Origin of the sequence: Pseudomonas fluorescens, from assembly GCF_001648775.1 — a bacterium.
In the GTDB taxonomy this organism is placed as follows: Bacteria; Pseudomonadota; Gammaproteobacteria; order Pseudomonadales; family Pseudomonadaceae; genus Aquipseudomonas; species Aquipseudomonas fluorescens_M.
Window position 1 is genome coordinate 301,879 of sequence record NZ_LVEJ01000010.1, and the last position, 25,272, is coordinate 327,150.

A 25,272-nucleotide genomic window follows, 5' to 3' on the forward strand; every position below is an offset into this window, starting at 1 on the left:
TCGGTGCTGGGAAAGGGTTAAGGCAGAGTAGAGGCGGGCGGGGAAATTGGAAAGGGAAGTAATAGGGAGCGAGGCGTTGGCGTTGGCCGCGTTTTTAATACGACCTCTCGAATGCTGAACTAAGATCAACAGCCAGTACCGTAGGTCGCTAGTGGGAGTTGCCGGTTGGCTTCGTCCCTTTGCAGTGCTCCTCTACCAACGAAAAGGAATGGGAATGAAACTCTCCACGCTAGCTTCTCGCGCCGTCTTTGCAGTAACGCTGGCTATCGGCGCAGGACTTTTCGCAGTCGAGCCGGTTCAGGCCGCAGCGCCTATGCAACACAAGCAAGTCCCGGGCTTCTATCGCATGATGATGGGCGATTTCGAGGTCACCGCCCTCTTCGATGGCGGCATCAGTATTGATTCATCGCTACTCAGCGGCGACCCGGCCCTCATCCAGTCGCTGCTGCTGCGATCGTTTTTCGATGATCCGCAAAAGGTGTCTGGTTCGGTAACGGGCTATCTCATTAATACGGGTTCAAAACTCATCCTCATCGACACGGGCACCGGAGGCCATTGGGGAGGGCCGTCACTTGGCAAGCTCACTGACAACCTGAAGGCTGCTGGCTACAAACCCGCACAAATCGACCTGGTGTTGCTGACCCATATGCACGCCGACCACATTGGCGGAATCTACGACGCCAAAGGCCAGCGCGTGTTCTCGAAGGCACAGATTTCCATGATGAAGACCGAGAGTGACTTCTGGCTGTCGAAGGACATTGCGGAAAAAGCGCCGGAGGGCGCAAAAATATTCTTCCAGATTGCCCAGGCTGCTGCTGCGCCTTATCTGGCGGCTGGCAAATGGAAGCCATTGCAGGGCATGGATGAAATCGTGTCGGGCATTACTCCCGTTGCCATCCCGGGGCATACGCCTGGGCATGTGGGCTACAGGGTTTCGTCCAAGGGCCAATCGCTGCTGATCTGGGGCGACGTTGCCCACGTCGTCGCTGTGCAAATGCCACATCCCGAAGTGGGTATCGCGTTCGACGCTGACGGACCGACCGCAATCAAGACCCGCGAAGACCTTTTCGTGAAGTTGGCAGAGGGCAAAACCCTGGTCGGTGGTGCTCATATGCCGTTCCCTGGCTTTGGGCGCCTGCGCAAGGAAGACACAGGCTATTCATGGGTGCCGGTAACCTTCATGAACCTGAACTGATGGCCCAACCGACAAGGGATAAAGCCACCTGCTGATGATCATTCAAACCAAGGGTGATCACTGTGCAGAAAGTTGCCTTAATGCTGGCTGCACTCTCTGCAGAGTATGCCAATCCTGCAGCCAGTGAGATGTCCCGAAACGTCGGTATTTCGACCCATCTGCTTCTTAGCTCGCGCCTAGCATAGACCCTGAATTCACAGCACGGGCAACCCGCCCGTCTACCCGAAATCAGGAGAAGGCATGAGCACTATCGAACACGTCATTCTTGTACACGGTGCCTGGGCCGACAGCACCAGCTGGAACAAATCGCGCGCCTTGATCGAAGCCGCCGGCCTGAGTACGACCACGGTCAACCTGCCGCTGACGTCGCTGGCAGCAGATGCCGACGTCGTGTCCCAGGCCATCGCCGCCGCTCCAGGACCGGTGTTGCTGGTGGGCCATTCCTATGGCGGTGCGGTCATCAGCGAGGCAGGTGTTCACGCCAAGGTGGCGGGCCTCGTCTATATCAACGCCTTTACCCCTGACATTGGCGAATCAGCTTTGGGGCTGACCGCATTGGCCGAGCCGTCGCTGATGAGTGCCGAGATCCGCATAGATCAGGCGGGTTCGTCGAGCCTCACTTACGAGGGTGTCCATGAAGGCTTTGCTCAGGATGTGAGTGCGCAGGAGAAGCGTCAGCTGTTTGAAAACCAGCGTCCGACCGCTGTAGCGGCACTCACCGCACCACTCACTCAAGCCGCCTGGCAGGACAAGCCCAGCTGGTATCTGGTGGCGACCCTTGATAACGCCATAGCACCGGCACTTCAAGAGCTGATGGTGAAGAAGATTGGCGCCGTCAGCGACCATGTCAATGCGGGCCATTGCTCAATGATTTCCAAACCTGCGGTTGTCGCCGACCTGATCATTCGCGCCGCCAAGTAACCGATATTTCCCCTTCATTGTTCACGCTTTGCATTTCTGTAATCTCAGAGGACTCACCCATGAAACTCACTCAAAACACCATCTTCATTACCGGCGGCGGCTCTGGCATCGGCCGTGGGCTGGCCGAAGCACTGCACAAACTGGGAAACCAGGTAATTATCTCAGGTCGGCGCAAGGGCCATCTGGAAGCCGTCGTTGCAGCCAACCCGGGCATGCACGCGGTCGAACTGGATATCACCGATCCAGCCAGTATTACCGCGGTCGCGAAACAGTTGATCAACGAATTCCCGCAACTCAATGTGCTGATCAATAACGCCGGGATCATGTTGCCGGACACTGCCGCCGGCCAAGTGGATGACGAATTGCTAGCGTCGACCATTACCACCAATCTGATGGGCCCCATCCGCATGACTTCGGCGCTGATCGAGCACCTCAAGAAGGCCGATGACGCCTATGTGGCGTACACCTCTTCAGTACTCGGTTTCGTGCCCATGGCGCTGACGGCGGTGTACAGCGCCACCAAGGCCGCGCTGCACTCTTATGCACTGTCTCAGCGCTTCATGCTGCGCGATACCTCGGTCAAGGTGCTGGAAATCGCGCCGCCATGGGTACGTACCGAGCTGATGGATAGCTCCGAAGCGGAACTGGCGATGCCATTGGATGAGTTTATTGCCGAGACGATAGCGGTGCTGGGTACGGACGCGGTTGAAATTCTGGTCGAGCGGGCCAAGCCATTGCGCGCTAATGCAGGGGCGGATGAACACGCCTTTGTCACTGAGTTCAATGCTCAGCTATTGGCACTCTACGCCCAGTGAGCACCCTACGGCGCTTGCATGAGTGCGGGCGCCGTTATCCGGACATCGACAGTTCGATCTCCATGATCGCCAGCATTACAGCCAAAAAGTCCGAAGTGATGGGAAACGCGGCCCATTTATTCACTCCGGGAAATCACCTTTACTGATGCCAAGCGCCCCAACCCCGAAAGCCCACATGGCTATCGACCCGGGCGGATATCCAATGGCTCTACACATACACTTCAATCGAGGCAACCATGTCCAAACTTCATTCCCCAGTTAAAGTCGGGCGGTTCACCTTCGCCCACCGCATTGTATTGGCGCCTCTGACCCGGATGCGTGCCGAAGATGGCGCTCGCCCTGGCGCCCTGATGGCCGAGTACTACGCTCAGCGCACTTCCGAAGGCGGATTCCTGATCGGTGAAGCAACAATTGCCGCACCAAACGGCAACGGCTATCTCGGCGCACCAGGCCTGTTCGACGACAGCCAGATCGTCGGCTGGAAACACGTCACTGACGCCGTGCACGCTAAAGGCGGCAAAATCTTTCTGCAGCTTTATCATGCGGGTCGCCAATCCAATGTCGACGTGCAGCCTGCAAACAGCATCCCCGTCGGCCCATCGGAAGTCCCGCACGGCGGCGTTGCTTACACCACCGAAGGTTGGGTACCCAATACCCCGAACCGCGCCCTGACCATCGAAGACATCGCAGGCCTGGTGGAAAGCTTCCGCACTGCTGCCGAACGTGGCGTGAAAGCCGGTTTTGACGGCGTGGAACTGCATGGTGCCAACGGTTATTTGATCGACCAGTTCCTGCAGGACAACAGCAACAAGCGCACCGACATTTACGGAGGCTCGTTCGAAAACCGCGCACGCTTTCTGCTGGAAGTGACCAACGCGCTGATTTCGGTGTGGGGCAGTGATCGAGTGGCGGTTCGTGTCGGCCCGAGCGGCACCTGGGGTGACATGGGCGACAGCGATCCAGAAGGCCTGTTCACCTACGTCGCGCAACAACTGGCGCCGCTGAACCTGGCTTACCTGCACCTGATCGAGCCGCGCATCCTGGGCAACATCGAGGACGAGAATGCCGACCCGGCGCCGGTCGCTGCCCAGCTGATGCGCAAACACTACAAAGGCGTGATCATTGCTGCCGGTGGCTTTGACGGCGAATCCGCCGAGGCCATCCTTCAGGCTGGCGACGCCGATCTGGTGGCCTTCGGTCGCCACTTCATCGCCAACCCGGATTTGCCGGAGCGCCTGCGCCACAATCTGCCACTGAACGCTTATGACCGTCCGACCTTTTTTGGCGGTACCGAGGTGGGTTACACCGACTACGAGTTCTATAAAGAAGAAGCGATTGCGTAACGTCTTTCGCCAAGCTCGAGTTGCTTTAGCGCAGATACCAAACGAAGCCCCCTCGCGGGGGCTTTTTTATGTGTACACGCGATCTACAGGGCGCCATCACTTTTTCACAGCTGGAATACCATGAACTCAACCCAATTCATCAAAAGCAACCGGCCGCTGTATTGGCTGGCCTTAGGCACGTTTGCCGTCGGTACCGAAAGCTTCATGATCGCGGGCTTGCTTCCCGGAATGGCGAAGGATCTTGGCGTTAGCGTTGCCACGGCGGGTCAGTTGGTCACGGTATTTGCTCTGGCCTATGCACTGAGCTCTCCAGTGCTGGCTGCGCTGACCGGGAACCTGAACCGGCGCAGGCTGCTGATTGGTGCCATGGCGATATTTGCGCTGGCCAATCTGCTGGCCTTCACGGCCAGTGGTTATTGGTCGTTGATGGCCGCGAGAGTGGTGCTGGCACTCGCGGCGGCAGTGTATGTACCCGGTGCGAACGCACTGGCCAGCGTGGTCGTGCCTCCCGAACAGCGTGGCCGCGCCATCGCTATCGTCAACGGTGGCCTGTCGCTTGCCATTGCCCTGGGAGTTCCGGCGGGCACGGTACTGGGGGCGGCAATGGGTTGGCGCGCCACGTTCGGCAGCGTCGCGATCATTGCCGCGTTGGCTGTTGCCGGTTTGCTGATAGGCCTTCCACGCGAGATAGGAACCGGACTCGCTACTGCCAGCCTGCGCCAGCGAATTTCAACTGCGGCTCAGCCTGCGGTATTGCATACGTTGCTGATCACTACGTTGTGGGCGATGGCGAGCTACACCACTTACACCTATCTCGCTCCGCTTTTGGAGGCCACCACCCTTATAAATGGCCCGGCAATAGGTTTCGTGCTATTTGGCTGGGGTGTTTCAGCCGCAATCGGCCTGGCCATCAGCGGCCGGGCGGTAGACCGAAGAGGTCCGCGCGCAGTGATCCTGCCAGCGTTGGCGACATCCACTACCGCGTTCGTCGTCCTGTCGCTGGCGCCGCACTTTATCGGCAAACAGTTTGTCATTGTGCCGATAGTCCTCGCCATCGCTGCCTGGGGCGTGGCGCACTGGGCTTTTTATCCTGCACAGCAAACCACGCTGGTCGGCGTGGCCGGCGTTGCGAGCGCGCCAGTGGTGTTGTCGCTCAACGCCTCCTTCATGTACCTCGGTTTCTCACTGGGTGCGGGTCTCGGCTCTCTGACATTGCACTACAGCTCATTGGCCAACCTTGGCTTTGTCAGTGCCCTCTGCGCAGCAACGGCCTTGGCCTTGGCCTACACATCCGGCCGCCGACCTGCACCGCAACTTCAACCTTCAAATTAAATAATCTATACGCTCTAAAAGTAGCGTTCCAAGAATGAATAACGGCGGCCAATGGCCGCCGTTATTCTGCTGCGAAAAAATAGAAGCTTATACCTCAGCGTTGGAACCGAAGGTCCGGCGCAACGATTGCGGGGATTGACCATACACGCGCAGGAAGGCCCGGCGCATGCGTTCACGGTCGCCAAAGCCGGTCTCCGAGGCCACCGCCTCAAGCGTTAGTCGCCCCTGTTCGATCATCAATCGGGCGGCCTCCAGACGTAGATTCTCAATGGCCTTGGCGGGTGAGCTTCCGGTCTGCTCGCGAAAGCTTCGACTGAACTGCCGAGGGCTCAGGCACGCTGCATCCGCCAGGTCTTCTACGGAAAGGTCGCGGCGCAGGTTTTTTCGAGCGAAGTCCAGCGATTGCTGAATGCGGTCGGAGCTCGGACTCAGTTCCAGCATCGCCGAATGCTGGGACTGCCCACCCGCGCGGCGATGGTAAAGCACCAGCCGCTGCGAGACGGTCCGGGCCAGCGCGGCACCGTAATCCTTCTCGACCATACCGATGGTTAAATCGAGCGCAGCGGTCATGCCTGCCGAGGTCCAGATCTTGCCATCGATGATGAAGATGCGATCTTCTTCTACCTTAATTGCGGGGAATCTATCGCGCATTTCCTTGGCGCGAGCCCAGTGCACTGTGGCTCGACGGCCATCGAGCAATCCGGACTCGGCAAGCGCGAAAGCACCGACGCACAAAGCGCCTACCCGCCGTGAATGTGCATTGGCTTCAACCAGAAAGGAGTGAATACCGTCCGACGCCGAACTGCGATCCATTGCACCACTGATCAAGACGGTATCGAAATCAGTCTTGTTGAACTGCTGAGTATCAACCGACGTGAACAGGGAGCTGGCGACCAAGCCTCCATGCTCGGATAGCACACTGATGTCGTAGAGTTTTTCACCCGCGGCCAGGTTGGCAAACTCGAAAGCTGAAAGCGCAGCAAGGCTCATCACTTGAAAATCGGGCCGTACGATTAACGCCACACTTTGCATAAAAACTCCCGTTCGCCCAGTTGAACACTGGCTTGACGCATGAATGTCTGGTGACAGGCGAAACGTAAGCATGCGCGAAAATCGCGGGACTGCAAGCAGAAACGCGATTTCGAGGGGGTTAGCGTTTTGCGCCGGATAAATTCAGTAAGACCGATACTGAGCTACGAGAAACTTCGGAATGCCAACATTTCCGGCCATAAACTTGACCAGACCAAGGCCGAAAATGATGGTTTTACGGCCTTTACCGACATACGGGCGTTCACTACTCTGGCCCTATTACATGCACCGCCTTTGGAGCAAACCGCATGACTCATAAAGGCACGGCCGTTATAACCGGCGCGGGTACAGCAATAGGCATAGCTTTCGCCCACCGACTGACTCAGCGGGGCTACGACTTGATTTTAATTGCGGTGGATCGGCCTCAATTAATGACGCTTGCTGCAGCGCTCACTGACTCCAGCGGACGATCGGTGGAAGTGCTGAATGCTGATTTGGCAGTGTCCGCCGAAGTTGTCCGCATCGAGGCCTTGTTAAGCCAGGACGCCAGTATCACATTGCTCATCAACCATCACGACATCACAGAGGAAAATGAGATAGGGGCCACAATCGCCTTGGGGATCACTGCTCCCGTACGCTTGTTCTACGCATTGGCAAATGGTTTCGTAAAGAGGGGCGCCGGAACGGTTATCAATCTGGTGCCCGTATTCGAGGCGAGTTCCGGTGCTGCCATTGAGTCGGCGAACAGCGCTTTTTTGCTCTCGCTATCCCACGCGCTGCGGCAGCATTTCAATAAAGTCGCAGTACGCGTTCAAGCAATTTTGTATGCAGGTTCACAGCAAACCCAATATCAAGGCGCAGTGGCCATTGTGGATGCCGCGCTAGAGGATTTTGATTCTGGAGAAGCCATCTCGCTACCCAAGTTTGCCGATCGGGTGATATGGAATAAATTCGAGGTTGCCCGACTGGAATTGCTCAGTCGGGTAGCAGGGGGTCCCAATATCGTCTCACCTGCACGTCTGCTCCATTGACCTAGGGTGGGTAGCGAATGCATGTCTCCCCGTTAAGTGATTACAGGTATCCTCGTCCAAATAGAGCGGATATCCGACCATCTTAGTTCAGGACCTCTGGGCACGACATAGGTCATCCTGTTAACCAAGCTGTTGGACGCGGCGCACCTATCCTGGTTTGCTAATGATGAAAATCCCCGGGTCGCTTCTGCCGGGTAGACTGCTCATGACGGTGAGCCACTTTCCGCAAACGGCCGCTTTGGGGCGATTTCGGCTTGTGACGACAGGCAGCTATTGGCCGACAACAGCCCCTCACCCATTCAACGACATCGGCCTGTCCCCACCCGGAGGCAGGCCAAACACCTTCCGCACGCCATTAAGAAACGCCCCATAAGGCCGTCCCAGAACGAGCATCATCACGGCCGCGCCAAGCGTGCCGCGCAGCAGACCACTTCCCGATGCACCACTGAAGGCAATGATCGCTGCATAGATCGGCACCTGAAAACTGACGAGGGCGAGACTGTCCCAGAACAACCTCGACGCCCGACCCGGACCGGCGTGCGTCATCACCCAATCTCGCCACAGGCCGTAAGGTCTCGCGACCGGAATCATCAACGCTGCGCCCAGCAGGCGCGCGTGCAGTACCTGATCCCACGTCATTCCGGCAATGAAACGTTCGTTGAGGATGCCGGTGGTGGTGAAGAACAGGATCAGCGCCGTGGTGTCGGCGAAAAAAGGCAGTCCGACGCGAGGGCTGTTGCAGGCGTTGCGGCACTTCATCTCTCCTGTCGTTGCGTCAGCATTCAGCTATACGCCGGCGCTTCATCGTGCTGTGACATCGGCAACACCGCGAGGTGCGGGGATTCGCCGAAGTACTCGATCAGCAATTCGGTGAGGACGCGAATTTTGCGCGCAGGATGCGGGCCCGGTGGGCGGATGATGTAGGCGCCGGCCGGAGGCGGTGGATGGTTGGTCATGATCGGCACGAGTGCGCCGGATGCCACGTGCTCATGGGTGAGGCAGTCGGGCAGGTAGGCGAGGCCCACTCCGGCGAGTGCGGCGGCGACGAGGGCGATGCCGTTGTCGGCCTTGAAGCGTCCTTGAGCGCGTACCGTGATGACCTTGTCGCCATCCATGAATTGCCAGGCTTCGGTGCCCTGCATCAGTGCTTGATGGCCGATCAGTTCATCCGGCGTCGCGGGTGCACCGTGCTTCTTGATGTAGTCCGGGCTTGCGACGAGCTTGCCGTAGACCGGACCGATACGCCTTGCGATCAGATTGGAGTCCTGCAGATAGCCGACCCGGATGGCGCAATCGTAGCCCTCGGTGATCAGGTCGACGAAGCGATCGCTGTAGCAGGTCTGAATGTGCAGATGAGGGTGTCGGCGGGCCATTTCCGCCAGCACCGGCGCAAAGTGCGACGGGCCGAAAGACAACGGCACCGCCACGCGCAAGCGTCCGCGCAGGGCGCCGGCGGGCAGGATGGTTTCCTTGGCGATGTCGATTTCGCTGCAGACTCTGGCGGCGTAATCGCGGAACGTCGCGCCGGCCTCGGTGAGTGCCGCACCGCGTGTCGAGCGTGCCAACAGTTGCACGCCGAGTTCCGCTTCAAGCCTGGCGAGTCGTCGGCTGACGATCGATTTGGAGACCCCGAGCCGCAGTGCAGCCTGTGAAATACCCCCGGCATCCGCCACTTCGACGAAGGTTTGCAGTTCATCGATATCCATTCTCGCGTTCCCCTTTGCGCGACACAGTTCGCCTCGGGATGCTACTACTGCAGCGGATATGGGAACAGCACAATGGCTGTTCCAGGCGCGGCGTCACTTGTGCGTGCTCTGGAACCCATTAGCCGCACGGGCCCCGGCCGCTGAATCAACGTGCGAACCCAATACAAAAGGACCTGCAAATGGCAAGCGAAACAATCCGTAACCCTCACACCGATCAACTCCTGACCCCTGAGAATTCGGCGTTGATCGTCATTGATTATCAACCGGTTCAGGTGTCCTCGATCCGCTCGATGCCGCGAGATGAACTGGTGTTCAACATCACCAGCGTCGCCAAGGCTGCGGTTAACTACAACCTGCCGATCATCCACTCCACCGTCAATGTCACGACCGGTCGCAACAAGCCGCCTATTCAGGAGTTGCAAGCGGTACTCGGCCACCTGCCAACCTATGACCGCACCTCGATCAACAGTTGGGAAGACACCGAGTTCAAACAGGCGGTCAAGGCGCTCGGGCGCAAGAAATTGATCATGACGGCACTGTGGACCGAAGCCTGCCTGGCGTTCCCGGTGCTCGACGCGATCCAGGAAGGCTACGAGGTTTACGTGCCGATCGATGCGGTGGGCGGCACATCGCTCGGCGCACACGAGGCGGCGTTGCGCAGAATGGAACAGGCGGGTGCGAAGCTCATCAGCCGCGTGCAAATGTACTGCGAACTGCAGCGCGATTGGGCGCGCGAGGTGACCGTGCCAGGCTTTATGGGCGTGTTCGAAAACTTCGACGGGTTCAATGCTGAAAAAGCGCTGGAGGAGGCGGGCAAAAAAGCCTGATTGTCGGGCGGCTACTGAAGGCAGCGCTGACGACCGTCGGCGCTGCCTCCATTTTTAATCCTGCAAAATAATCTGAACCGCGTCGGGACCTGCTCGCCTAATGATTAGCTTGTGGTCAATCGCACAGGCGCTGTGCCAATACCGGCACACTCCGAGAGGTGGTCAACGTGGCTAAAGACGAGAAGAAAGGCAAAGACAAAGGTGAGGCTTCGAAGGCCAGCAAGGACTTGAAAGACAAAAAGTCATCACCTGAGAAGAAATCAGCGGCGGCGTCGGCGCTGTCTAAATCTTCCGACAAGAAAGACAAGAAAAAAGACGCCGAACCGAAGAAGTCTGCGAAAAAAGCGGACAGCAAGCCTGAGAAGGCCAAGGACTCGAAGAAGGCTGATAAGCCGGCGAAAAAGAAAAAGTGATCTCTGTAATCCGCCAGGGCTTTACGCCCTGGCGATCTCGCCGGCGAACATTCAATAGCAGGCCTCTTGGCGGTTGCCGAATGCAGCTTATTGAACGGACTCAACGCGACTTTTGCGAGCGCGCAGAATACAAGGCAGCAATTGCCTGACTGGACCTGGAGCAGGGAGTGGCGACTTGTTGAACCCTGCAGTGCTCACACACTTCTTGCAGAAGCCGGCGCCCTTGGTGGGAGCCCGATTGAAGTAGCTGTCCTTGGTAGCCGTCACCGATTCATGACCGACGACACCGCACCAGAACGTAAGCTTTGTTTTGGTAGTGCTTACCACCTGAGTGTTCGGGTCAAACGGCCCTTCGTGATAACTGACAGTGGGCGAATAGCAGGGTTGGGTGAGCGGTTTGTGCCTGTGAAGTTCATGTCGGAGCAGCACCATGACCGCCTCAAGGTCGCTTATGGATTTGCCGCGATTGCCAATTTCGCCGTTACTAACGCCACACGCGTTGCACACATGAGTGGTGGGCCTGGCTTTACCCGCCCGCTGGAGGTTTCGCCAAGAGATCGAAAAATCTGGATGCGGACGACCATCCGGCAGAGTTTCGCCACAGTTAAAGTGTTCGTCTGTCCTGCCTTCAACATCAAAACCGGTAACGTAACGTACGTTCGGGTACATTCCGCGCAATGTGCTGAGACGGTGAAAAACCGTGCCCATCAAGACATCTCCAGGACCTACCGTCACCCCGGGATAGCAGCACTCAAGACAAGCTGACGGAATAAAGCTGCGATCCTGAAAAAAACCTCGTTGAAACCGGCGCAGATCAGGCCTGAGAAGCACAAAAGAATGCTCGCCCGCGGCGCACACAACCTTTGCCGCCATCTGTCCCTCCTGATAGGGAAGATCCTCGATAACCTTTAGTCCTAACGCCTCGATGCTGAGGTTGAAATCAATGCGGTATTGAACCTGCGGGGCAACCTGCTGAGCCGATATCCCTAATGCCACGCTTCGGCAGGTAGGGCATTCGAACTCGCCATTGTTCATATGTAATTGAGCATGCTCGGGGTTATGGATGGCAGTGACATGCTTACTATCACAGATAAACCGAAAATAGCGGGAATCATTCGGTGTTGTTCGCAGATTGTCGATGAAATTTCGGGGCAAGCTGAAATTTTCTTCCCAGAGATCGAGGCGTTTTTGACTGCGTGCCTGACCTGTTTTCTCGCCCTTGCAGGCGCTGCAAAAAGTCCGGACTTTACCCTCGGCCAGACTTCTTGCCGCCACCTCGTTCAGGGTGGTGCAGACACTGCACTCGTAGGTGACCAGAGTGGTGCGAGTGATGCGCTCCCGTAAGGGCGAGACAAGTTTGTGCTTTCCTAAATTGGATATCACCTTGGCCTGGAACAGTTGCAATGGATTTTGACAGGCGCTATTCCAATTGGCCCAGATGATGTCCAAATCCGGCGCCGCATTTATGGGATGTCGACCGAGCGTGGCTAACAGTTCGAGAATGGTGCGCAAAAAGGTTTCCGGGTCGAGATCCAGGTTGGGCACCACGACCAGTGAAATGTGTGATTTCTCGCACTGTTTGACCTTGAACACGTCGCGCCGTTGAATTTCCTCCAGCCTGTCCCTTGCTTCCTGCGTATTGGTCAGCGCCATGAAGTGCTGAATTCCCTGATACTCGAAAGCCAGCCCATGCTCCGGATTGAAGCCATCGAGTTCCAATACCGAAACGGTTCCGGACTTCGCAATGTAGCGAAGGAAATCACCGTAGCGGCGATTGAAAACCCATGATGTCGAGGGAAACAATGCCTGCATGATGATTGCAGTCAGCTTTTCTGCCTTTCTGATCCAGGTCTGCCCCCAGTACAACTCCTTGATCCGCCCTGGTGTATCGGTTCGAATATCCCCCAAACGATTCTTGTACCTGATCATCAACCCTTTGCCGGAGTGCTGCTCATAGGAAAGGATTTCTGCACCATTCAGATGGGCCGATCTGATCAGTTTTTCGTTGTAGACTCGATCCTTTCTTTCCCGGTGACAGATCTTCCGCAGACCAGCCAAACTGATGTACGGGGTGTTGACAGGGCTGCGCATCAACCGGGCTTCGGTCCGAATTTCAAAAAACGGACCCGGGCTTGTCTTTCCAGGCGCTTCCGTCCCTTTGTAGCGAATCAAGCCGTTGGGGAAGCACTGGGTAAATTCTTTGTACGCAATGACGGAGTCCTGGTAATAGCGCTCGACCTTCTCGCCAGGCCTGCGGCCCTCACGAAGTGCTGCGGAAATGGCACCGCGTCCAAGGCATTCAGGTTGCCACCCAAAGTCGGTTGGCAGTTCGTTGGGATCGGGGAACAACTGGTAGCGAGTTTTAGAGGAAGCGGGCGTGCCGCAAGTGTTGGCGGTTACCACTAATCGATGGGACGGAAAACGAGTGCTTATTTCATTGATTAACGCGTTGGAGTGTCGACAGATCGGACACCCTGCACCGTAGAGCACGTTATGAATCAGCATCATCCATCCGCCCTCGCTGCCCGCTTTACAGGTCAGACAGTGGAAGTCTTGTTTGGATTTGGCCAAAAACGTCACGTCGGTATTGCACAAGAGTTGAAGCTGTCCAGACCTGCCCGAGGAAGAATTGCCTGCGCTGAGCAGGACGTTTTGCTCGCTGTACATCAGTCGATTGATTCTATCCATTTGCTTGAACAACTTCCCTGGCTGGTGGCTTGGCATTATGCCAACGATTCCACATTCGACCATCAAAAGGAAGCGATGGAGCGGGCGTTTTGACGTCTGCGAATGACACCGAACCAAGAGCATTTTCAAGTATTTGGAACACAGGAATTGGGCCTGAAAAGTGCGATTTTCCCCTAATATTCCTGCGTCCGCTCTTTCACCCCATCTTCTGTAGGGAAATCGCCCACCAGTTCGGTAAATTAGCTAGGTGGGACGATGTCATATGGTCTTCGATTCAGTCGGCATCAAAGCGCCGCTTTGACCTGCAAACCAAACACCAGCGCGTTATCGATGTCCTGCCCGGAAAACGCGCCCGGCTCGATGATGTATTGCACATTCGGCCGCAGCGTCAGCCAGGGCGTGGCTTGATAGCCATAACCGAGTTCGATCAATTGCTCGGCGCTGTCCAGGTTGGGGAACGCGGTGCCATTGTTCAACGCGGCGTCCTGTTGCACGTCGCGGCTGCGCGGGTTCGGCACGGCGCGACCGTAGCCCAACGCGAGTGTGTCACGCGGTCGACCTTCGAACGGTTTGTACAAAACCACGCCGGTGCCGTACCACTTGCTGAACGGTGACGCCGCTTCGCTGGCGGCCGAGTATTGACCGAAGGCGTGCAGGCTGCGGCCTTCGGACGTCGGCGAGCTCCAGACAGCTTGATCGATCAACAGGTAATGACCGCCGCGACCGGACACTTCTTTGTCGCTGCCGATGCGTTTTACGTCGGAGCTGTCGTAGTAGTAGCCGAGCTTGTATTCGCCGGGCAGGGCGCCCGCGTGTTTGTACACCAACTCGATGGGCACCACGGTGCCGGTCGTGTGTTTCGGGTCAAGGTGCCAGGCACGGCTGGAATTGCCGTTGCTTTCCGGGTCGACGTTGAACGCGGCCACGCGCAATTGCCAGGCGGACGACAGGTCATATTTGACCCGCACGCCGAGGCGGGCGTTGGGGTAGTTGGTCCAGCCGCTGCCGCCGGACATGTTCAGCGGATGGCCGCAGAAACCGGCGTTCATGAAGTTGCAGAGGATGCCGCTGTCGAGGCCGCCGAGGTCGTTGCCCATGGCCATGTAACCGAGTTTGACGTTCAGCGCCGGGGTGAACAGCGTGCGCTCGTAACTCAGTTCGGTCAGGCGCGTGTAGAGGCCGCCGTAGTTTTCCTGGATTGGCAGACGGTTGCCGACCAGATCTTCCGAGGCGCTATTGCCGCGACGATCGTTGATGGTCAACTGAACCTTGCCGGCGTTGTCGACGCCGTACAGCTTGCTCAGATCGAACTGCACGCCGAGCTTGATGTTCTGCGAGTAGCGCGCTGAGCGGTGCAGGCCACCGTCGGCGTTGTAAGCGGTTTCGCCGCTGTAGTCGCCGGTGAATTTGACGCCTTGTTCATCCATCTGGTGACGCAGTCCGCCCCAGTCACCCGTAAGGGTGCTGCGGGTCAACAGATCGGAATCGTTGTCGGCCAGCGCTGGGAGGGCGGTGGTGCAAGCGAAGCCCATCAACAAGCCTTTGAACAGATCGGAACGCGAAAAACAAACAGCCGATAGCATGTAAATCTTCCTGCAGAAAACTTGAGCAATAGGGGAAAAGCAGCGCGGCACCCGAAGGTGCCGCGCTTTACGTGAACAGCGTGGTTTACGGCAAGGCGTAAGCCATCACGTAGTCGCCGCGATCGGTCGACTGACGCGCACCACCGGCGGTGATGACGACGTATTGCTTGCCGGTTTTCGGCGACACATAAGTCATCGGGCCGCCCTGACTGCCGACGGGCAGACGGGCTTTCCAGACTTCTTCACCGTTGCCGCTGTTGAAGGCGCGCAGGTAGAAGTCCTGAGTGCCGGCGATGAAGATCAGGCCACCTTGCGTCGACAGCGTGCCGCCGAGGGTTGGCAGACCGATCTTGATCGGCAGGTGCATGCGGATGCCCAGCGGACCGGTGTCTTCAACAGTACCGACTGGCACTTGCCATGCGACTTTCTGGGTCTTCATGTCGATCGCGGTCAGCGTGCCGAACGGCGGTGCCTGGCACGGAATGCCGGCCACGGACAGGAAGCGGTTTTTGTTCACCGCGTAAGGCGTGCCTTTCAGCGGAACGGCGCCCATGCCGGTGTTCAGCGCTTCGCCACCACCAGCGGCCTTGCCCTGGTTCTGCGACGGGATCATCTGAATCCACAGACCCAGACGCATGTCGTTGACGAAGATGAAACCGTGTACCGGGTCAGTCGAGAGGCTGCCCCAGTTCATGCCGCCCAGCGAACCCGGGAAGCTCAGCGATTTATCAGTGCCCGGCGCGGTGTACAAACCGTCGTAACGCATGCCTTTGAAGTCGATGCGGCAGAGCAGCTGATCGTACGGAGTGGCGCCCCACATGTCCGATTCGGTCAGGTGCTGTGCACCGATCTGCGGCATGCCCAGCGATTTTGGCTGGGTAGGCGAGTACGGTTCGTTCGGGATGTTCGCCGCTTTCACCGGTACTTCTTTAACGTCGGTCAGCGGTTTGCCGGTGGCGCGGTCGAGCACGTAGATCTGCCCGGCCTTGGTGCCGATGACCACGGCCGGTACGGTTTTGCCGTCCTTGGTGAAGTCGATCAGGCTCGGCTGCATGGGCAGGTCGAAGTCCCACAGATCGTTGTGCACGGTCTGGAACACCCAGCGCTCTTCGCCGCTGGTCGCATCCAGCGCGAGGACCGAAGCGCCGTAGGTGTGATCGAGTTTGCTGCGCTCGACACCATAGATGTCGGTGGAGGAGCTGCCCATCGGCAGGAAGACCGTGTTGGTGGCCGGGTCATAGGACATTGGCGCCCAGCTGTTCGGCGTGCTGCGCACGTAGGTGTTGCCGTCGGCCGGCGCTTTTTTATCCTGCGGGTTGCCCGGGTCGAACGCCCAACGCATGGCGCCGGTGATCACATCAAAACCACGGATCACGCCGCCGGGCATGTCGGTTTGCACGTTGTCAGCCACGCGACCGCCGACCACCACGGTGGTACCGGCCATCAACGGCGCGGAAGACAACTGATAGTAGCTGTCCGGCACATTACCCAGACCGGCCTTCAGATCAACCTGACCGTTGTTGCCAAAGCCCTGGCAGAACTCGCCGGTGTCAGCATCGACTGCGATCAGACGGGCATCAATGGTGTTGGTCAGCAGACGGCGCTGGCAGTTGGCGGCCGGCGCAGGCTTGGCTTCGATGATGGTCGAGTTGCTCGGCTGAGCGATGGCTTTGGTGGCATCGAAATAGGCCATGCCACGGCAACGCTGCCAGACTTTCGACTGGGCGTTGATCGCGTTCTTCCACAGTTCCTTGCCGGTGTCGGCATCCAGCGCAATCAGGTTGTTGTGCGGGGTGCAGATGAACACCTTGTTGCCGACCTGCAGCGGGGTGAGCTGGTCTTCGGCGCCGTTGCCATCGCTCTCGGCGACGTCACCGGTGTGATAGGTCCACGCGACTTTCAGTTTGTCGACGTTCGTGCGATTGATCTGGTCCAGCGCGGCGAAGCGGCTGCCACCTTCGGTATTACCGTAGTGCGCCCAATCCTTCTGCGCCTGATCCGGCTCGACCGGGGTCACACCCGGGCCAGTACCGGTCGCAGCAACCGTCGGGTGAGCAACGAACATGTTGCCGGCAGCCACTGCCAGCCCAATCGCCAGCACAGCGGCAACGCCGTAAGCGCCGCGACCTGGAACGCCACCGCTGGCCCGTTTGAGCAACGGGTAGACGAGGGCAACGGCCAGACCGACCGCGCTGAACATGAACAGCCGCGAGAACACCGGCCAGAACACCAGCCCGGCATCACTCACCGCCCAGATCGCGGTCCCGACCAGGAACGCGGCGAACAACCACGCACCCGCCGGCTTGAAGCGCGCGATCAGCAGACCGGCAACAGCCATCACCAGCCCACCGATCAGGAAGTACCACGACCCTCCCAGGCTGACCAACTTCACGCCGCCCGCAGCCAGCGCCAAGCCGAGCAGGGCGATGATCACGCCCAGCCCGACCAGAATGAATTTTGATATGCCCGAGAGGCGTTGACTCTGCTTCACGTTGAATGTCCCGTTGAAATGAGGCGGGCATTATATAGATAGGTAACTACCTAGTTAAATCATAAATTCAGTAATAAAGCATTGTCGGTTGTTGAATAAAGCGTTTGTGCCGGGAATCGCGTTCTCACTGGGCTGGATAGGTCTTTGAAATGTCGGTAAAACACGCATTTCTGTCAGGAAAAATGTGGGTTATGACAGCTCGGCCATTGAGTCGCGATCAGTGTTCAACCGACGCACGGCAGTAAAATCAGCTTAGCCCACATATTGCTCAAGCCCTGCGAGCAAGGATTCGAAAGCCAACCTGCATGGTCAGCCAGACGCCAAATGTGCGGCGATTGCGGGAATTCTGTCAGCCACGCCCCAATGGGGTCTGATCAACTCACATGCCCGCAATCGCCAGATAAACACCGCTAAAGCGTTTTCATGTACTCAATCAGCGCGTAACGATCGGCGTCGAGGAACGATGATGCTCCATAGTCGTGACCAGCATTTGAATTGCCTGGCAAAGAAGTGTCGAAGGTGAAAGGGCTACCAGGTCCGAAAGCATCTACAAATCCGACTTTCTCCGGATCGAACATGATTGAGCCTGTTTTGAAGCTGGAAGGTCGTTTATCTGGTGGGAGCAGCAGGTCATACAATGTGCGCACCGAGCCATTATGCAAATACGGCGCTGTTGCCCAGATGCCGGTCAAAGGACGCGCCTTGTAGGCCAGTGTCGGGTATTTCTTTTTGTCCTGGGCCAGCGCATAGCAGGCCTGGAGCCGTCGACTTCTTTCTGACTGGAAGGCCCGCAAAAAGCCGAACGTACCCTTGCGGATGACACGTGACGGGGCTGGCTCGACGTTCATAAAGTCCTTCAAGGCAAGTGCAACGATGTCGTGTTTTTGATTCAACAATATTTCCCGCGCCGTTACACCCAACTGAGTTACCAAAGTCGATTGATCAGTGATTTCGCCAAAAATTTTGTTGAGATGTATGCCCCTCAGTTTTCCCGGATCGCTGATAAATTGCACAGCGTTGCACGCCATCCAGGGATCAGTTGTGATTGAGCGGTTTGTTTCCGTCTCGGCGCTGATGGTTGACATCTTGGCGACGATTTTGGCTTTCAGGTCATCACGTGGCAGTGGCAGATGGCAGCTCGAACAATTTTGCGCAAACAATTCGGCACCGCGCTTCTGTTTGTTCTCATCTATACCCCCAAGCTTTTCCGGCCACTTCGGTGGTTTCAAGCGCGTAAGAGTGCGTTCAAGCTGGTCGAGGTTGTCGATGCGCACGCTTGAGGGGAATCCTTTGAAGTGCGTATCGGAACGAAACGAAACATCGCCGAAGACACCGACCACTTCAGATGCGTTACGCGCGAGGGCACCAATATCCAGTCCATTCGATCCCAGTTTCAAATTAGGGGCGACACCGTTCCACTGCACTTTATCGTGCTGCGGTGTATTCCACAGGAACGGGTAGCTGACTGGAGCATCGGAGGGATTTGGAGTCGGTTGCGGCGCGCCGTTAAGTTGAGCAACGCGATTGAGAATATGCCCAACGGCATCTACACGCCCCGGACCATACACAAGGTCGGTGTGATTGAGCGATGCGCCTTCTTCCAGGAACCGGTTCAAGGTGTCCAGTGCAGTGGACAATAACTGGCGATTGGCTTGAGTGTCCGTGCCTGCCAGCACTTTGCTGGCAAAACGATCGAATTTTTCTTTGTCGTTTTGGGTATCTGACAATGCTTCGCGAAAGGCGTGAAGAAACTTTTGAAAGTCAGCGTTGGTAGGTCCGCCCGGTATTTCCCACGTGTAGCCGTCGAAGGACACATTAGCGGTATGGCAGGCTGCACAGTTCATTCCCACCCACGGCTCCTGATCCGATTGGCCGTCTTTCCAGCGCAAACGAGAAAACGTCAGCGCTTTGTCGCTCTCTTTATCAACTACGAAGCCGCGCGGCAACCGGTAACTCTGGTAGGCAAACACTAGCGTACTGGGTGTATAGCCATATGTCTGGACGTTGGCGTCAGACATGAAGGGGACTTTCGATCCTTTGATCTCTAATGCCGTAATCCAGCTGAGAGGAAGCAAACGTGACCCTTGTGAAGTGTCTCGCCAGACGGCGAGGTCTTTGGCACTCCAGTTTTGGTCTAGGGTGTAATCGTTTGCCAATACAGCGGCCGAGATGAGGGATCCAGCACCGATGCTTGCGGCTACCAACACGGACTTCAATGTCATTTCTTCGATCCTTCATGGCTGATGCCAGGCTTTTTTATGATTGTTTGGGCTCGTAGAGTTTTTGACCTTCTGAAAACGTGGATAAAAGGCTCACTGTCACGTTATGAAGCCCTGTTAGCAGCGTAGAAGGCTTTTGCAAAAGTGCTGGCACTTTGTCATGAGCGATAAACGCCGCTTAGGTCCTTATCAGGATTGCAAGGCGCATGGGTGCTCTAATCAAAGCGAAACGGATTAGAGCTTTACTGCTGGATCAACTTGAATGTCCTGTCAGATAAAGCGCTATGAAGGCTTTGAAGCACGGCTTCCAACTCACCACCTTCTTTGACTTCAAACCGCTCAATTGTCTCTAGCGAAGCTTTCAGTGCCGGATTCGCGTTGACGAGCACTTCTTTGCCTGCAATATGCTTGAGCAAATCTTCACAGAGTTTTTCCCCTTGCCGCGTGATGCCTCTGTACAAGGTGATGCTGTAATCATTGGTTTGTACGCGGATGAAGCGTATGTGATCGTTGTATTTGTGGAACCTGGGATGAAACATTTCTGTGAAAGAAGCAGGCGATGGATAGGCCTCCTTATTTTTTTTCGTGGGGCAGGACCAGTCTTTAATGCCCTTCAGACCGTTGCAATCCACGCATGCTACCGAGAGGTTCCAGAAATGAAACGAATAGTGCTCGTAGGTCTCTCGCGGCAGGATGTGCTCAATGGGCTTGGCATTACCATTTTTGAACAGCCATCGCCGACAGTAGCAGCAGCGATCGCCTTGCTCTATCGCAATAAAATCTCGGAAGGCTCCCTTGATATCACTGATTTTTGGTGTGGCTACCTTCGCGCGTGTGCGCCTCTTCTTTGCGGCCGGAGCAGGGACCGCTTGCGCAGCAGCTGCGTCAAGGTCTGCTTCTTCGGCCAATGTGCCTTGGTCCAGAGCAACCGCAGCGGTGAGATCATCTTTTTCCTTGGTATGCTGATTGGAGAAGTCACTCCAGAGGTTACGCTTTTCGGGTGTCTTACCGTCTTGCAATAATTTGAATCTGTTGATTGCCTGAATGTGGAAGCGGGAAATATTAAACATTACCCGCCTACGTACCTTCTCGTCAGAATGGCATTGTGATTTGTAATCATCAAAGATGAGCTTCATTTCTGCTTCGTCCAAGACACAATAGTCAATCATTGTTGTCAGCCTCGACTACTTCATTCATGTGCTCGTCTGTCATGCGCTTCTCACGCAGAAGCATTTCTATCGCGGCGTACGCTTTACTTATAAGATCCAGGTCTTCCTGTTGTCCGGGCGGTATATAGGCACCTGGTTCTTTTTGCATGGCTGACTTTATTTTGTCCAGATCAGCCAGCGGATCGCGATCATCGTCCCCTGAGTTCGTCCTGGCTCCCATTGTACTGGCAACCAACCGTGCACAGGCCTCATGGACTCCCCGATTGTGGGGCGTGTAGGTGCCAAAGCCACCAAGAATGATCGATTCAACCGAATACCTGTCCTTCTCGCTCAGCTCTCTCAGTAATCCCATACCCAGGAGGAAGCTGTGGCTATGCTCATCGTTGGCGTTGCTGATCAGGGTCGGGGCATGAGTCGCAACTACGAAGGAACAACCGAAGCGTTTAGAGAGCAAGTGGAACACTCTGGGTAAGGTTTGCTGCCATTGAAGGTGCAAGCTGATCTCGGGCTCGTCGACCAGAAAAACCTTTCCAGGCTCAGCACTGGTGATGATGCTGAGGAGCAACTGATTAATATTTTGCTCGCCAGAACTTAGGGATGAGTAGGATATTATTCGCTGACTTTGCCCTTCGTTTTGAGGCCGGACGAGACCAAATTCATACTCCTCAAGGCGATCGGGAATACGGTTGTCACTGGCTGATGGTGACATTTGCATAAACCGGATCTCTGTCGGTGTCTCCTCTAGCGCCATCTCTGGCTTCAGGGTCAGATAATAGCGTGCAATGTAGCCCAGACATGTCTGACACTCAGTTAATGCATCAAGTTTTTGTTGATCAACAAAAACCTTGGCGGCCAGCGTGACGATACTTTTAGTGAGTTGCGAGGGTGAAATTGATTGAACTCGAGTGCGCACACCTTTGTATTCGAAACCGAGCTTCTGGGCCACTTGACCAAAGGGAAAGCGGTCATGGACTCCCGTCGAGATACCCACCGTTTTTCTTTGAAGGGTGCTCATTTGCTCAATCAGTTCACAGAGGATCAAAGTCTTCCCTGCGCCGTTATCGCCAATGACGTAGATGCAGGCGGGACGATTTGAGTCGTTCAATAAGTCAATGATTTTCTGGGGGTTTGCAGCGTTATTGAACGTTTCGCCATCAAGTTTGTGTGTACGGATAAAGCTTTTAGGCGAATGAATTTTTATAGAGTGGACACGGTCTGGTATGTGCGTGCTGCAAAGTGTTTTGACGTTGCGATATCCTTCGTGAAACTGGGCGTTGAGTATCGTTGCAACTTTTGACGGTGTGTGTTTCAAGTGGCTTGCAAAGCTACGCCCCTCATGAGTATTGAAAATATGTGCGGCAAGAATGGCTCGTTCTTGAAGATCCAGGGTTTTCAAGGATTTATTGGTATCTGAAACATCTACATAGAGTGTCGTATCGTTAAAGCGACGCACTCCTCGACTGAGGATAATCAATAATCTGTCCTTCCAATTCCCCTTGATCTCTACTGAGCTAAAGCATATCACTGCGTCAAGTCGAATGGCTGTCAACATATCCGAGCGGGACATTTTGTTCAGATGATTCTGGTAGGTTTTATCAGCAGGCAAAACCAGCATGAATCTGGCAGGCTCTCTGTGAGAACTTATAAACTCCAGAGAATGGTTGAGAGAAAAGGAGTCCGGTCTTGTTAAGTCAAGGCATGTGTCAATCAGGTACGACGGAGTATGAGTGGCGGTTATATTTGCTGAGAATTTGGTAAATAATGGATGGATCTCGTTGATCAATAACTTTAATGAGATCAATTTGCCCAGTGTTTTTGAACCTGGCTGCCCCATTGGAAAGGAATTGTTGTCAGTATGGCGAATCTTACCCAGAGATAATTCCGCGGTGATGGGAGAAACTTCAAAGATCGGTGTTTTAGTGGTCGATTGAATGCTGCCCACCAATGCTGCGACTACGACAGGGTGGCTCGTGGGGATCTCAAAATTCCCACAAATATAACTATCAATTAAATAAGTCGCAGTCTTGATCTTCTGATCTACTTTGTAGGATATGCCTCGATCTTGTCGAAGTTGCCTTAAACGATGCTCAAGGCCTTCTCTCAGCCTGACTTCTTCGCTCCTGTCCAAGCGTAATAATTCGAGTAATTCAGCGCTTGTATCTCTTATTTGGTACTCGAATTCGGAAGAGAACGCAATGTCCCGGATTAGATGGAGGGCGGCCAGAAGGCATGTTTGCTGATACGAAACGTTTGGATGTTCGTCACGAACATTGAGCATTGCATCAGCTATCAGGCGCGTCACAATAATGCTTTCGTCATATTCCATATAAATTCTCTAAATCCTGGCACCTGAAGGGGGTAGTGGCACAATGATATTCTTCGCAGAGAAAAACCACGACTTCTTTATCGCGTTATCTTCTTTGCTGTCCATAAGGCTCTCCTAGACTGGGTAAAACTTCGATCAAATCGGAGAACCAGGAGCGCCCATGTCCACTCCCACTAAGATTCGTACCCCGCGCGAGCTGATCGTTATTGCACATCTGGAGGCTGGATTACGCGCCCGAGCGAGGGGCATCGTATCGACGACAGGCACTGACACGGACGGATTAATTTCGGGACGCGCTAGCTGATCGCGGGAGCTGACAGTGAAGTTGAAAAGAAACAGGAAGCTGCGGCATACACCGCCTTCACTCCGACCACATCAAGGAAACTCACTGCATGGACATCAATCTGACCCGGCGACAAGCTCTCACCTTGGCATTGATGTATAGCGCGACACTTTCGGGATGCTGTTATCTACGGCCGAAGATCAAACCCTATTGCCCCACATCCCTCGCAGTAAGTTTTCCCAAGGGGCCGTTAACGATTGATACCCATTGCCACGTGTTTAACGGCTCAGACCTGCAGGTTTCAGCGTTTCTCTCCAAAGTGCAGGTCCATGACGGGGATGGCGCTGTGGCGCGCGCCTTTGAAGCGCTAACTGATCTTATCCAGAATATTTCCTGGGTGTTGGCTCCCCGTGGTGAGCGGGAACTGGTGGAGTTGGCCTCGCTGCAAGCCTGTGAAGGAGAGAGCACCACTTTTCAGCGTGCGAGTCTGCAGCAGCGTCCATACGATTATGGGGGAGCCGGGGCTTTGCATCAGCAAGCCCACAGGGTAGGGCGGGAGGAGCTGCAGGCCGCCCTGAAGCGCACGCCGAATATGCAAGCGCTGTTGCACTCGGCTCGGGCTGCAGAGCTGATAGCACCGGATGAAATCACACAAACGCAATTGGCGGCTGCACTGTTGATCGAGAACATACCGGAGAAGGCTGAAGATTACGTCGATGGCCGATCAGAAAAGGCCTTTTCAGCCATGTCCCTCAGTGAGAAGGCTGCCACCGGTGTAATTAAGTTTTTGCTGCAGAATTTCCAATACCGCTATGTGTCTGCGCACGACTACCTGCGGACCTACAACATTCCAGGCAAGCGTGTCGTGGACCTCATGCTGCCCAGCATGGTTGATTACGACTGGTGGCTTGCCGAGGGACGGTCGACACAAACGAGCCTGCCAGTACAGGTACAAGTGGCGGAAAGGATCTCCATTCTGACCGGGGGACGCGTTCATGCTTTCGTGCCGTACGACCCACTGAAACAAGTTGCCTTTGAACTATACGGTACGGGAGAAGACGCCTTGGGACTGGTGCAGCACGCAATCCAGTCTCAAGGTTGCGTCGGTGTGAAGCTCTATCCGCCAATGGGCTTCGCACCGTTAGGGAATGCTGATCTGAGAATGCCCGACGGCACCAGTTACTGGGCACGCGACTGGTTACCTGACCTGACGGACCGGCCCGACATTGGACAACGGCTCGATAAGGCTATGCGCGAGTTGTTCGATTGGTGCGTGGCGTTGCACGTTCCAATCATGGCCCACACCAATATTTCAAACGGCGTCACGCCCGAGTTCGAGGCGCTTGCTGGCGTGAAATACTGGGCGAAAGCCCTGAATGACTATCCCGGCTTGCGAATCAGTTTCGGGCATTTTGGAGGCGCCGGCGGTGAGAAAGCACTCAGTCACGCCAAAGAATTCGCAGACCTGATGTCCGCCGTGCCTGGAGCGTCGGGGCAATTCGCTTACGCGGATGCTGCCTACTTTTCCGAGGTGTTGGACGGCGATCCCAAGGCACTGGAAACGCTCAAAGAGCTTTATGACGATACAGTCGCGAAGGGTGGCGCGGCACTGGCCAATCGATTCATGTACGGTACCGACTGGGAAATGACATTGGCCCACGGCAATGTTGGCGGCTACCTGAAAGACTGGATCAAACTTATCCAGGAAATTGAAGCGAGACCTGCCATCAAGCAAGCAGGGGTTGCAGGTCTATCGGAGAAATTTTTCGGTCAGAATGCGGCTGACTGGATTGGTCTGCGCAAGGGGCAGGAAAGTCGCAAACGTCTGGACGACTTCTATGCTGCAAACGGAATTGACACACCCGACTGGGCCGTGAAGCTGGATGGTTGAAAGATTGCCG

Annotated in this window: 19 protein-coding genes; 10 read left to right on the forward strand and 9 right to left on the reverse strand. The window is 55.8% G+C overall.

The genetic code is table 11. The features are described from left to right. The first annotated feature begins 214 nt into the window (after positions 1–214). The 5 genes from A8O26_RS11445 to A8O26_RS11465 all read left to right on the forward strand — a co-directional run bounded on the left by A8O26_RS11445 (position 215) and on the right by A8O26_RS11465 (position 5,606). On the forward strand, positions 215–1,195 hold the full coding sequence (locus A8O26_RS11445) for an MBL fold metallo-hydrolase (protein WP_062378634.1): 981 nt from the start codon (positions 215–217) through the stop codon (positions 1,193–1,195). Positions 1,196–1,435: 240 nt separating this feature from the next. Further along, positions 1,436–2,116 carry an alpha/beta hydrolase gene (locus A8O26_RS11450; RefSeq protein ID WP_064118083.1) on the forward strand — a complete coding sequence of 227 codons (681 nt, stop codon included), beginning with the start codon at positions 1,436–1,438 and terminating at the stop codon, positions 2,114–2,116. Between the two features lie 59 nt (positions 2,117–2,175). Further along, complete coding sequence (locus A8O26_RS11455; RefSeq protein ID WP_062378588.1) at positions 2,176–2,931, forward strand: SDR family oxidoreductase; 756 nt, start codon at positions 2,176–2,178, stop codon at positions 2,929–2,931. A 236-nt stretch (positions 2,932–3,167) separates the two neighbouring features. Further along, complete coding sequence (locus tag A8O26_RS11460; RefSeq protein ID WP_064118084.1) at positions 3,168–4,274, forward strand: alkene reductase; 1,107 nt, start codon at positions 3,168–3,170, stop codon at positions 4,272–4,274. 120 nt (positions 4,275–4,394) lie between these two features. Then, complete coding sequence (locus A8O26_RS11465; RefSeq protein WP_064118085.1) at positions 4,395–5,606, forward strand: MFS transporter; 1,212 nt, start codon at positions 4,395–4,397, stop codon at positions 5,604–5,606. 87 nt (positions 5,607–5,693) lie between these two features. On the opposite strand, the gene A8O26_RS11470 is transcribed toward A8O26_RS11465, so the two are convergent. Beyond that, positions 5,694–6,638, reverse strand: a complete 945-nt coding sequence (locus A8O26_RS11470) for a GlxA family transcriptional regulator (RefSeq protein ID WP_064118086.1) — start codon at positions 6,636–6,638, stop codon at positions 5,694–5,696. Positions 6,639–6,943: 305 nt separating this feature from the next. Here A8O26_RS11470 and A8O26_RS11475 point away from each other — a divergent pair, with 305 nt between their 5' ends. Continuing rightward, entirely contained in the window at positions 6,944–7,666 is a 723-nt protein-coding gene (locus A8O26_RS11475) for an SDR family NAD(P)-dependent oxidoreductase (protein WP_064118087.1), read from the forward strand. A 291-nt stretch (positions 7,667–7,957) separates the two neighbouring features. On the opposite strand, the gene alaE is transcribed toward A8O26_RS11475, so the two are convergent. Beyond that, the gene (gene alaE / locus A8O26_RS11480) at positions 7,958–8,425 is read right to left on the reverse strand and encodes an L-alanine exporter AlaE (RefSeq protein ID WP_064118088.1); all 468 of its coding nucleotides are present in this window, start codon (positions 8,423–8,425) and stop codon (positions 7,958–7,960) included. A 23-nt stretch (positions 8,426–8,448) separates the two neighbouring features. After that, on the reverse strand, positions 8,449–9,372 hold the full coding sequence (locus tag A8O26_RS11485) for a LysR family transcriptional regulator (RefSeq protein WP_064118089.1): 924 nt from the start codon (positions 9,370–9,372) through the stop codon (positions 8,449–8,451). A gap of 179 nt (positions 9,373–9,551) precedes the next feature. Here A8O26_RS11485 and A8O26_RS11490 point away from each other — a divergent pair, with 179 nt between their 5' ends. Both A8O26_RS11490 and A8O26_RS11495 read left to right on the forward strand, forming a co-directional pair. Beyond that, positions 9,552–10,199, forward strand: coding sequence for a hydrolase (locus tag A8O26_RS11490; RefSeq protein WP_064118090.1), 648 nt, complete (start codon positions 9,552–9,554; stop codon positions 10,197–10,199). A 167-nt stretch (positions 10,200–10,366) separates the two neighbouring features. Continuing rightward, positions 10,367–10,612, forward strand: coding sequence for a hypothetical protein (locus A8O26_RS11495; protein ID WP_081265190.1), 246 nt, complete (start codon positions 10,367–10,369; stop codon positions 10,610–10,612). 87 nt (positions 10,613–10,699) lie between these two features. Here A8O26_RS11495 and A8O26_RS11500 read toward each other — a convergent pair whose 3' ends face one another. Further along, on the reverse strand, positions 10,700–13,117 hold the full coding sequence (locus tag A8O26_RS11500) for a hypothetical protein (RefSeq protein WP_155740653.1): 2,418 nt from the start codon (positions 13,115–13,117) through the stop codon (positions 10,700–10,702). On the opposite strand from A8O26_RS11500, the gene A8O26_RS29770 reads away from it, so the two are divergent. Next, on the forward strand, positions 13,106–13,393 hold the full coding sequence (locus A8O26_RS29770) for a hypothetical protein (RefSeq protein ID WP_155740654.1): 288 nt from the start codon (positions 13,106–13,108) through the stop codon (positions 13,391–13,393). The genes A8O26_RS11500 and A8O26_RS29770 overlap by 12 nt on opposite strands. Before the next feature lie 191 nt (positions 13,394–13,584). Here A8O26_RS29770 and A8O26_RS11505 read toward each other — a convergent pair whose 3' ends face one another. The 5 genes from A8O26_RS11505 to A8O26_RS11525 form a co-directional block, all read right to left on the reverse strand. Then, positions 13,585–14,883 (reverse strand): carbohydrate porin, encoded by a 1,299-nt coding sequence (locus A8O26_RS11505; RefSeq protein WP_064118093.1) that lies wholly within the window; start codon positions 14,881–14,883, stop codon positions 13,585–13,587. 85 nt (positions 14,884–14,968) lie between these two features. Beyond that, a complete protein-coding gene (locus A8O26_RS11510; RefSeq protein WP_064118094.1) occupies positions 14,969–17,374 on the reverse strand; it encodes a glucose/quinate/shikimate family membrane-bound PQQ-dependent dehydrogenase in 2,406 nt (801 codons plus the stop codon). Between the two features lie 410 nt (positions 17,375–17,784). Next, positions 17,785–19,596 (reverse strand): di-heme-cytochrome C peroxidase, encoded by a 1,812-nt coding sequence (locus A8O26_RS11515; RefSeq protein WP_064118095.1) that lies wholly within the window; start codon positions 19,594–19,596, stop codon positions 17,785–17,787. 239 nt (positions 19,597–19,835) lie between these two features. After that, complete coding sequence (locus A8O26_RS11520) at positions 19,836–20,729, reverse strand: HNH endonuclease (RefSeq protein WP_155740655.1); 894 nt, start codon at positions 20,727–20,729, stop codon at positions 19,836–19,838. Between the two features lie 25 nt (positions 20,730–20,754). Then, positions 20,755–23,088, reverse strand: coding sequence for an AAA family ATPase (locus A8O26_RS11525; RefSeq protein WP_064118097.1), 2,334 nt, complete (start codon positions 23,086–23,088; stop codon positions 20,755–20,757). A gap of 392 nt (positions 23,089–23,480) precedes the next feature. Between A8O26_RS11525 and A8O26_RS11530 the strand changes: the two genes are divergently transcribed. Further along, positions 23,481–25,262 (forward strand): amidohydrolase family protein, encoded by a 1,782-nt coding sequence (locus A8O26_RS11530; protein ID WP_064118098.1) that lies wholly within the window; start codon positions 23,481–23,483, stop codon positions 25,260–25,262. Positions 25,263–25,272 lie beyond the last annotated feature (10 nt).